We start from the raw sequence: 9,656 nt of genomic DNA, 5'->3' as shown, positions 1-9,656 counted from the left end.
GGGTGCCTCTGCATGGAATTGACGCTTCAGCAGATTTTCTGCTGGATGAGCGGGCTGCCCAGTGGCCTTTCGTTTCTTCATCCTCACGCGGCATTGTAGCCCCTCACGCTGCATAATCCGCTGAACTCGTTTGTGATTCATTCTTTGCTCTGCCCGAAGGAGTGCGGTGATTTTCCGGTAACCATACCGAAATTTATGACGGATGCAAAGCTCCCGGATTCTCTCCACCGCTTTGTCTGCATACTCTGTCCCCACAGCTGCTTTCCAACGGTAGTAGGTCGCTCTTGCGATTCCGAGCCATGTACAAGCCTTAGACACCGTCACTTCGTCTCGAATGGATTCGATCCAGGCAACGGCGACCTCTGGTTCCACCTCCTTTCCAGTTCCTTGTACTTTTTTAGCAGGTCCAATTGCTGCTTCAGGAACCGGTTCTCCGCTTTTACTTTTTCGAGCTCCGAAGAGTGTTCCGGACCTTTTCCGTAGCTGTATTGTTTACCCACAGGCTGCTTCAGACGATGCACTTCACCTTTTCGATACCACCTCATCCATGTTTTTAGCTGTGTTTTATTCCGTATTCCCAACTGCTCCATAACCTCTCTTACCGGGACTCTTGCCAATCTCATTTCAATAGCTTTCATCTTTATTTCTAAGGGGTAACTCACTCTCGTTGCCAACGTAAAAACACCTCCAAGGTTATCTCCATATCTTACGACATGGTTCGATTCTCTTGAAGGTGTTTTGATTTGTCTCCCGTTATGGGGTCAGTCCCTTGGTCGGCAGAGTTTTTTTATTTTTGACCGGAGTGTGTGGCGCATAAACCAAAAAAAGACCTCTAAATAAATGATATATGTGGTGTAATATGGATTATGAAACAAAATAAGAAGGTTGCAGCGGAGCCGTAACGGGGTAATTCAGCCTTAATTCAAAAATGACTTTCACTTTGTCTTGCTTTGTGATTTTTCCTTGCTTTGAACTAAGGCATTCAACTTTTTTAAGTAGGCATTCTCCATGCGCAAACGTTCTATTTCCGCTTGTAACGCCTCGATAAAGCCTTCAACTGGAGTAGGTTTCTTTCTTGGATTCTTCTTTCATGGATGGACGTCCCTTTTTCTTTGATTTGAGGGCATCTACAACTTTTGTCTCTAGTTGATTCTTCCAACGTAGTACCAGAGAATATGTTGGTATATTGAAGATCGCAACTGCTTCGCGGATAGATGTCCCATGTTCGTTTATATAATGAAGCACCCTTAGTTTATCTTCCACGGAATAAGTTGTATAGCCATTTTCAAAACCCTGTTCTCCATGATGTTCGTACTGTCGAATCCATGTTAGGAGTATACTATGCGATACTCCTATACTCCTATACTCCTATACTCCTATACTCCTATACTCCTCGCTATGCTTTTCTGTCCTTCCTTCCCTTCAAGATACCTTTTTATCGCTTGTATTTTTTTTCTTGTGTGGTCACTTTAGCCATTACAAAAACTGCACCTCCAATGTTAGATGGTGTCTAACAATTGGGGTGCAGTTCAAAGAAGGTAGTCTTTTTTATGTTATTGAAATTTGCTTATCAGGATTTTTTTGATGACAGACGGTTCAAAAATACAACGCAGAAGAACATTGGAACTATCAAACCATGTTTGGTGAGTTTGTGGAGTTTATTTTTGATTGGTGGGCATTTTGCGATGGAAATTAAAGGATTGGTAAAGGTCATGATCTCTCGCCCTCATGCATTGACTAAATGACAAGCAATATGTATGATGAGTTAGGCAACATAAAAGCAACTAAAACAACAAGAAGACTATAGTTAAACAAACAGAACGAAGTGAAAAACATGCGAGGTATCGTACAATTTGAATGTGAATGAGGGATATGCTTGGGAGAGGGTACGATCGGAAAGTCTGGGTTTACTCGGGAGATGAAGGGATTAGTTATTCCTTCTGTGCTACAAATGCTTGTTGCTAATTCATTTTCGCTAGTGAATATGCTAATGGTGACCAGCTTGGGAGATGGGGCAGTTGCTGTCACCGCTGCAGTAGGCAGAATCAGCTTCATTTTATCGATGATCCTTACTGCAGTCTATGGGATGACTGCTTATATGACCCAGTACCACGGAAAACAGCAGCATACGCTTATGCGAGCAACATTCGGTTTTATGTTGTTGACGGGAATCTGCATCAGTCTTCTGGCGTTTGTTGTTGTGTGGATCTGGAAGGAGCCGATTCTTTCTCTATTTATTAAGGACATTGAAATACTGCAGCTTGGTATTCAATACCTCACGATTATGGTTTTTGTTTTTCTGATCAGTGCGATTAGAGATGCTTATGCTCAGGCGCTGGGATCCATAGGGAAGGTTAAGATAACTTTATATGTCGGTCTATGTGCGATGGCGATTAATATTACACTCGACTATGGGCTGATTTACGGGAAGTTGGGTTTACCCAACCTGGGTGTGGCAGGAGCGGCATGGGGAACGTTGATAGCTTCAGGTACGAGTCTTCTGTTTTTGTTTGTTTTCATCTATAGCAAATCGTATTATTTAAATATTCGATTCCAAGAGCTGTTCAGTTTACCTCTGATACTGCGCAAGCAGGTGGTGAAAACGATAACCCCACTAGTGTTTCACGAAGGCATGTGGTCGATCGGAAATATGCTGTATGCCGTAGCTTTTGGATCATTAAGCATCGCGGCATTGACTACATTCCAGCTTGCGAATACGCTACAAGGATATTTTATGATGGGGATTCACGGATTTGCCTATGCGGCAAAAGTGATGATCGGACAAAAGCTGGGACAGGACAAGCAGGAGCAGGCGCTGGATTATGCTCGCAGATTTACTCGGATTTCGGTCATTACGGGTATAATCGTTAGTGTTGTCATGATGATGGTTTCGCCGTTTGTGTCCTTTATTTTTCCTTACTTAAGTGGGGAGGTTCACGCTTCTTTAGGAAATATCCTTCTGCTGCAGGCTGTGGCAATGACCGCATTTTTCTTGAATAATGTATGGATTGTCGGTATGTTTAGAGCAGGTGGAGATAATTTGTTTACGATGGGCATGATTTTAATTACAACATGGGCCATTGCATTACCAGCAGTATTTGTTGGGGCATATGTGCTCCGTCTGCCGCCGGAGTGGGTGTATGCATTATTTTTGTGTGAAGAGATGAGCAAGGCCTTCATAGGGTATAAACGTTATCGCTCCCAGAAATGGATGCGGAATTTGATTAAGAATGTCCCAGAGACGCCTTCTTCGGCGTTATCTTTATAATGTCCAAGTGAGTGTCTAAATACGTGGGAATAGTAGCGAGGAAGAATAGGAGGATTTGCAATGTCTCTTGCGGGTGAAGAAAGAAAGCTAAGTATTATGAACTTGCTGAACGAGCATGGGAAGGTCATTGCGGGCGACCTGGCACGCATGTTTGAGGTTACAACAGAAACGATTCGTAGAGATTTGGATGAGCTGGAGAAGGAGAATAAGCTCAAGAAGGTGTATGGCGGTGCGATCAAGCTGAAGGTAGAGGTAGAGCCAGCATTGTTTGAAAGAGCCTGTATTAACCAAGAGGCGAAGGAGAAAATTGGATATCTTGCTTTTACACTAATTGATGATCATGACGTTATCTTTATAGATGAAGGCACGACACCGCTTCAGATTATCCCGTATCTATCTCAAAAGCAGCAGGTTACCGTTCTAACGAGCTCGATCTCTGCCATGATGTCCTTGATCGAGCTCAAGAAACGAGAGCAATTCGATGGCCGAATTATTATGCTTGGCGGTGAAGTGAGCGTGAAGCATCTCCGTGTATCAGGTGCTATTGCAGAAGCAAATATGTCGGATTTTTTTGTGAATAAGGCATTTGTAACTGTAGATGCCTTATCGATGGAGCATGGATTTACAAGCTATGACTATGAAAAAGCAACGTTAACTCGCAAATGGATTCAGCAGTCGGAAACGTCCATTGTTCTGGCGGATTCATCAAAATGGAACAAACGATCGATGGTTAAGATATGCGACTTCGAGAATGTCGATGTGGTTATTTCGGAACTGGAGCCTCCATCAGAATGGAAGGCGCAGTTGGAAGACTCCAATACAAAATGGATGATGCCGAGTGAATCATATACGTGAGGCTTGATTCAGGCGTAAAGCTAGTAGAGAAGAAATTCCTTCTCTACTAGCTTTTTTTGTGTTGTTTGTTGTTGTGTTAAATTTGTAATCTCTATGTTAAATATTTGGGATCGCATTGTATTGATTGTTTTTTAGCAGTAGAATGATAAAAACAACATAAATAAAAATAAAAGCAATTAAAAGCATTTTTTTATTTGTGTTCATAATTTTGCGCTTCAGCAGGTTCCTAGTCAATCTGATAATGATAAAAACAGGAGTGGTGACGATGAAAGACGCAGTGTATTTAGACAAAAGCAAACGAAAGTACAAAGGGAATTTGCACTTACACACAACATGGTCAGATGGATCTCAAGATGCATCGGGTGTTGTCGCTGCTTTTAAGGATAAGGGCTACGACTTCATCAGTATAACGGATCATGATGTATTTGTTCGTACAACGGAATATGATACTGATTCTTTCATCGTGCTGCCAGGCATGGAAAGAGGAGGATTGAACCATATACCAGATACAGATCCTGGATACCACTTTGGTGTACTTGGCGATCCGACAATCGATTCGGAGAAGGAACAGTTCCATCATTTGCAATCATTTGAGATCCCTATTCCTTGGGAAGGGTCACAATCTCCACAGAAGCTCATTGATGAAATGAGGGCGCATGGCAATCTCGTCATTTTCAATCACCCGGAATGGCATTTGACACGGTTCGAGGATATGGTTCAGTATGATGGTTTTTTTGCAATCGAAATCTATAATCACGCAACGGAGTGGACACCAAGTTCTTCTTATGGAGCGGCTTATTGGGATCATGCACTTCAAAATGGCAAGCGTGTGTTTGGGATCGCTGCGGACGACTCGCACAATCATGACCCTAACAGCAAAATCGCCGAATATGGGGGCGGCTGGGTTTCTGTTGAGGCGGAGGAGCTTTCACAGCAAGGAATTATCACGGCATTAAAGAAGGGGCAATTTTATTCCAGTTCAGGACCTGTAATTTTGGATTATCGTGTGGAGGATGGGTTTGTCAACGTGGAGTGCTCGCCTTGCCAATATATTATGTTTAAAGCATTTCCACAACGCGGACCGTTTCTTGGGAAATACGAGACAGGTGAGCTGATGACCTCTGGAAGCATGATGATTCAGAAGGACATGCAATATATTCGGGTCGAATGTGTGGACGAGAAGGGCAGAGTAGCTTGGTCTAATCCGATCTTTGTGGGAGACTTGGCGGAGGAGGAATAACAATGAGAGATGCTGTTCTTTTGCACACTGGGCGTCAAAAGTATAAAGGCAACATTCATGCACATTCTGTTCGTAGTGATGGGGAGTATACGGTAGAACAAATGATCGAGGCCTACCGCTCGAAGGGCTATGACTTTATGTGCTTGAGCGACCATGAAATCTATTTTCATAGCGACATGTATGACACGGAGACGTTTATTATGCTGGACGGCTATGAAATGGCTTGTGAGATGGAACGGGATACAACGGGTCAGCAGTATCATCTGCATGGACTTTTGGATCGCTCATTGTTGGCAGAGAAGCCTTTTCAGCATGATGAGGAACATGCAAAGCCGGATTATGAGAGCTTGGATACCATTCAGCAATTGATCGATGAGATGAGAAGCAAAGGCAACCTGGTCATTATGAATCATCCGGAATGGTCGAAGAATCGAGAAGAGGATTTACTTCAACTTGAGGGCTATGCAGCGATTGAAATTTATAATCACCAATCCGACATTCAGGAGGCGGTAGGTTACGGTGTATCCTACTGGGACTACGTCCTGAAGCGAGGCAAGCAGGTGAACGCCATTGCGGCAGACGATGCTCACGGCGGTCCAACGGATATGGCAGTGTCCGAATTTTATGGTGGCTGGATTGTTGTTGAGGCCGATCAGTTAGAGCAACAGGCAATTATTGAAGCTATAAAAGCAGGTCAGTATTATAGCTCCAACGGTCCGATGATTCATGATCTTCGTATCGAGAACGACAGGCTCAAGGTCGACTGTTCTCCTGTGCGAAGTATTCGTTTTATTACTTTTCCTGACAATGGCTTGGCTGAAATGGATCCAACTGGAGAGAACATTACCGAAGCTGAATATCTCATTCAAAATAATGAGCAATATGTGCGCGTGGAATGTGTCGATGCATCGGGCAAAGTAGCGTGGAGCAATCCAATCTACCCGAAATCTGAGTGGCAGTTATTGGAGGAGCTATGAGCAATCCGTATTTATTATTAACACCGGGTCCCTTATCCACAACCTCAACGGTCAAAGAGGCGATGCTAAAGGATTGGTGCACCTGGGATCATGAGTATAAGACCATTGTTCAGCAGATTCGCCTACAACTATTAGAGGTTGGCTGTGCATCGAAGGAGCACTATACAGCTCTGTTCATGCAAGGCAGTGGTACCTTCGGGATTGAAGCGACAATTGGATCGGTCATTCCGAGTAACGGGAAGCTGTTAATTTTGCAAAATGGTGCATATGGGAAGCGCATCGAGGAAATCGCAAAGGTACTTCAAATTTCTTATGTATCCCTTATCTTTGAAGCGAATACGCAGGTAGATTCACAAGCAGTGGAGAGGACACTGGTTGAAGATACATCGATTACGCATGTCGCTATGGTTCATTGTGAGACGACCACAGGCATTCTGAATCCGCTTGAAGCGGTGATGGATGTGATTAAGCGGAATAATCGAATAGCAATAATTGATGCCATGAGTAGCTTCGGAGGCATTCCGATTGAAGTAGAACAGCTGCAAATCGACTTTATCATCAGCAGCGCGAATAAATGCATTCAGGGTGTCCCAGGCTTCAGCTTTATTCTCTGCAAAAGGGATGAGCTTATGAAATGCAAAGGAAGAGCACGTTCGTTATCGCTTGATTTGTATGACCAATGGGAAATGATGGAGAAGGATGAGGGCAAATGGCGCTTTACTTCGCCAACGCATGTAGTTTACGCATTTGCCCAAGCACTAAAGGAACTAGCGGAAGAGGGCGGGGTGGAAGCCCGTCATGCGAGGTATTGTAGGAATCAGCAGATGGTTGTGGAAGGGTTAGCTCAAGCTGGCTTTACGGCCTACTTGCCTAGGGAGCTACATTCCCCGATTATTACAACCTTCTTGTACCCGGCGCATATTCCCTTTTCATTTGAACATTTTTATCACGATTTGAAATCGGCTGGTTTTGTCATTTACCCTGGTAAATTAACAGATGCGAATGTATTTCGAATCGGAAATATAGGTGACGTGCATGCCGAGGATATGAAGAAGTTAAGTGAACAAATATTACGTTATGTTGGAGAGATGAAATATGAGAATTGAAGGCATTATTTTAGATTGGGCGGGAACCACAGTTGATTATGGTTGCTTTGCACCGGTGCAGGTGTTTTTGGATATTTTTGAGGAAATAGATATTCCGTTAACGATGGAAGAGGTTCGGGTTCCAATGGGGCAACTGAAGTGGGATCACATTCAAACGTTGTTGCAAATGCCAAGAATAGAAGCCGCTTTTCATGAGAAATTTGACCGTAGTTATACGGAGGCAGACATTGATGAGCTGCATGATCGATTCGAATCTAAACTACTGGCTATTCTCCCGCAATACGGAAAGCCCAATCCATATGTTGTAGAGACCATACAGCAGCTGAAGCAGCAAGGCTTAAAAATTGGAACAACTACAGGCTATACTTCCACCATGCTTTCCATTGTGGAAAAGGCTGCCAAGGAATATGGCTACGAACCTGATCATTGGGTAACTCCTGACCTGGTTATGGATAAAGGCAGACCTTATCCGTATATGATCTATGAAAATATGAAGCAGCTTGGTCTGGGTCATCATGCACAAGTGGTTAAGGTCGGAGATACGATATCTGATATTCAAGAGGCAAATAGTGCAGGCGTGTGGGCGATTGGTATCGTGAAAGGCAGCTCTATGCTTGGTCTTACGGAAGCTGAGGTAGAGCATTTGTCTCCAGAGGAAGAACGTCAGATTATTGCTGGTGTGCGTAAGAACTATATGGAAGCAGGAGCGCATGGCGTTATTGAGGACATATCCCAGTTGCCTCGAATGATTGAGCAAATCAATGAACGATTGATGAATAAGGAGCTGCCTTATGCCAATCCACATCAATAGTCGTATAGAAGGAGATATCAATGGAACGGATGAACGTCAAGCTTGGCAAGATGAGCATCTAAGTGAAGAGACGCTTGCTGTCTTGGACCAGGATAGCAAGCTCTTTCTTCATCAGTCGATGTCCACGCCATGTTTAAATGCCATTGTAAGTGCAGAGGGAATATACATTGAGGATGTGGATGGACGCAGAGTAATGGACTTTCATGGAAATAGCGTTCATCAGGTGGGTTACAAAAATGAGCATGTAATGAATGCCATCATTAAACAGATGCAGCAGCTGCCATTTCTGCCCCGCCGATATACGAGCCAGGTTGCGATTGATCTGGCACAGAAGCTGACCGAGCTTGCACCGGGAGATTTGAACAAGGTGCTCTTTGCACCCGGAGGTACAAGTGCTATTGGAATAGCACTAAAGCTTGCACGCAGAGCAACCGGTAAGCACAAAACCATTTCGACGTGGGATTCCTTTCATGGCGCAAGCCTGGATGCAATATCGGTTGGTGGCGAAGCTGTATTCAGGAGTGGGATTGGACCGTTGATGACTGGAACAGAGCATATGATGCCTTATAACAGCTATCGTTCAATCTTTGGTGAAGGAGAAACGGCTGCTGCCAAAAATCTGGACTACCTATCCTATATGTTGGAACGAGAAGTTGATGTGTGCGCTGTCATTCTCGAGCCTATTCGAAGCACGGATGTACAGATTCCTAGCGTTGCCTATATGCAACGGCTTCGTCAAATCTGCGACGATTATGGCGTGTTGCTCATATTGGATGAAATACCGACGGCATTAGGTCGTACAGGCAAAATGTTCGTTCACGAGCATTATGATATTGTTCCAGATATCGTCGTCATTGGTAAAGGTTTTGGAGGCGGGATTTTTCCGATGGCAGGCATCGTTGCGAGAGAGTATTTGGATATTGCGGGCGACATTTCACTCGGACATTATACCCATGAGAAAAGCGCTGTAGGCTGTGCGGCAGCTTTGGCTACCATTGAATACATCGAAAAGGAAAACCTGCTTGACCATGCGCAAAGTATGGAGAAATGGCTGCTTTTTCATCTTGGGGAGTTGCAGAAGAAGTATGCCGTAATAGGTGATGTTCGGGTTAAAGGCATGCTTGCGGCAATAGAACTCGTATCTGATCGCGAGACAAAAGAGAAGGAAGTGACAGGCGCTGAGAAAGTTCTCTATGAATGCTTGTCCCGAGGACTAAGTTTCAAGGTATCCAGCGGAAATGTCATTACGCTTGTCCCCCCACTAATTACCAGTATTACACAAATGGAGGAAGCTATTTTGATTTTGGATCAATCGCTGGAGCAAGTGTTCACAAAATGAAAACAGATTAATAACTCGTGAAAACAACATGAATACAATTAAAAATAAAATAAAACAAAT

At 43.8% G+C, this 9,656-nt stretch carries 9 protein-coding genes and 1 pseudogene; 7 read left to right on the top strand and 3 right to left on the bottom strand.

All coding sequences use genetic code 11. The annotated features are described in order from the left end of the window. The 3 genes and pseudogenes from ACWXW9_RS12515 to ACWXW9_RS12505 all read right to left on the bottom strand — a co-directional run. Positions 1-372: IS3 family transposase (locus ACWXW9_RS12515; protein WP_494929658.1), on the bottom strand; the 372-nt coding region annotated here is incomplete at its 3' end. Next, positions 321-638 carry a hypothetical protein gene (locus ACWXW9_RS12510; protein ID WP_494929657.1) on the bottom strand — a complete coding sequence of 106 codons (318 nt, stop codon included), beginning with the start codon at positions 636-638 and terminating at the stop codon, positions 321-323. The genes ACWXW9_RS12510 and ACWXW9_RS12515, both read right to left, overlap by 52 nt. 247 nt (positions 639-885) lie before the next feature. Then, a pseudogene (locus tag ACWXW9_RS12505) lies at positions 886-1,448 on the bottom strand (helix-turn-helix domain-containing protein); the annotation flags it as partial. A gap of 470 nt (positions 1,449-1,918) precedes the next feature. On the opposite strand from ACWXW9_RS12505, the gene ACWXW9_RS12500 reads away from it, so the two are divergent. The 7 genes from ACWXW9_RS12500 (at position 1,919) to ACWXW9_RS12470 (ending at position 9,596) form a co-directional block, all read left to right on the top strand. After that, complete coding sequence (locus tag ACWXW9_RS12500; RefSeq protein ID WP_494929656.1) at positions 1,919-3,268, top strand: MATE family efflux transporter; 1,350 nt, start codon at positions 1,919-1,921, stop codon at positions 3,266-3,268. A 60-nt stretch (positions 3,269-3,328) separates the two neighbouring features. Further along, positions 3,329-4,123: a DeoR/GlpR family DNA-binding transcription regulator gene (locus ACWXW9_RS12495; protein ID WP_044647872.1), complete on the top strand. Its 795-nt coding sequence runs from the start codon at positions 3,329-3,331 to the stop codon at positions 4,121-4,123. Between the two features lie 265 nt (positions 4,124-4,388). Beyond that, on the top strand, positions 4,389-5,363 hold the full coding sequence (locus ACWXW9_RS12490) for a CehA/McbA family metallohydrolase (RefSeq protein WP_494929655.1): 975 nt from the start codon (positions 4,389-4,391) through the stop codon (positions 5,361-5,363). 2 nt (positions 5,364-5,365) lie between these two features. Next, on the top strand, positions 5,366-6,340 hold the full coding sequence (locus ACWXW9_RS12485) for a CehA/McbA family metallohydrolase (protein ID WP_494929654.1): 975 nt from the start codon (positions 5,366-5,368) through the stop codon (positions 6,338-6,340). After that, a complete protein-coding gene (gene phnW, locus ACWXW9_RS12480) occupies positions 6,337-7,446 on the top strand; it encodes a 2-aminoethylphosphonate--pyruvate transaminase (protein WP_494929667.1) in 1,110 nt (369 codons plus the stop codon). The genes ACWXW9_RS12485 and phnW overlap by 4 nt, the downstream gene beginning before the upstream one ends. After that, on the top strand, positions 7,436-8,257 hold the full coding sequence (gene phnX / locus ACWXW9_RS12475) for a phosphonoacetaldehyde hydrolase (RefSeq protein ID WP_494929653.1): 822 nt from the start codon (positions 7,436-7,438) through the stop codon (positions 8,255-8,257). Before phnW ends, phnX begins: the two co-directional genes overlap by 11 nt. Continuing rightward, a complete protein-coding gene (locus ACWXW9_RS12470; RefSeq protein WP_494929652.1) occupies positions 8,238-9,596 on the top strand; it encodes an aspartate aminotransferase family protein in 1,359 nt (452 codons plus the stop codon). The genes phnX and ACWXW9_RS12470 overlap by 20 nt, the downstream gene beginning before the upstream one ends. Positions 9,597-9,656: the final 60 nt, after the last annotated feature.

The sequence above is a fragment of the Paenibacillus sp. LT-B23 genome (genome assembly GCF_059417685.1).
This window is presented reverse-complemented; position numbering and strand designations above follow the sequence as displayed.

Bases quoted from the DNA above. Each gene is read 5' to 3' on its own strand.
- phnX (WP_494929653.1), top strand. From the start codon at position 7,436: ATGAGAATTGAAGGCATTATTTTAGATTGGGCGGGAACCACAGTTGAT.
- ACWXW9_RS12495 (WP_044647872.1), top strand. From the start codon at position 3,329: ATGTCTCTTGCGGGTGAAGAAAGAAAGCTAAGTATTATGAACTTGCTG.
- ACWXW9_RS12470 (WP_494929652.1), top strand. From the start codon at position 8,238: ATGCCAATCCACATCAATAGTCGTATAGAAGGAGATATCAATGGAACG.
- phnW (WP_494929667.1), top strand. From the start codon at position 6,337: ATGAGCAATCCGTATTTATTATTAACACCGGGTCCCTTATCCACAACC.
- ACWXW9_RS12500 (WP_494929656.1), top strand. From the start codon at position 1,919: ATGAAGGGATTAGTTATTCCTTCTGTGCTACAAATGCTTGTTGCTAAT.
- ACWXW9_RS12485 (WP_494929654.1), top strand. From the start codon at position 5,366: ATGAGAGATGCTGTTCTTTTGCACACTGGGCGTCAAAAGTATAAAGGC.
- ACWXW9_RS12490 (WP_494929655.1), top strand. From the start codon at position 4,389: ATGAAAGACGCAGTGTATTTAGACAAAAGCAAACGAAAGTACAAAGGG.
- ACWXW9_RS12510 (WP_494929657.1), bottom strand. From the start codon at position 638: ATGAAAGCTATTGAAATGAGATTGGCAAGAGTCCCGGTAAGAGAGGTT.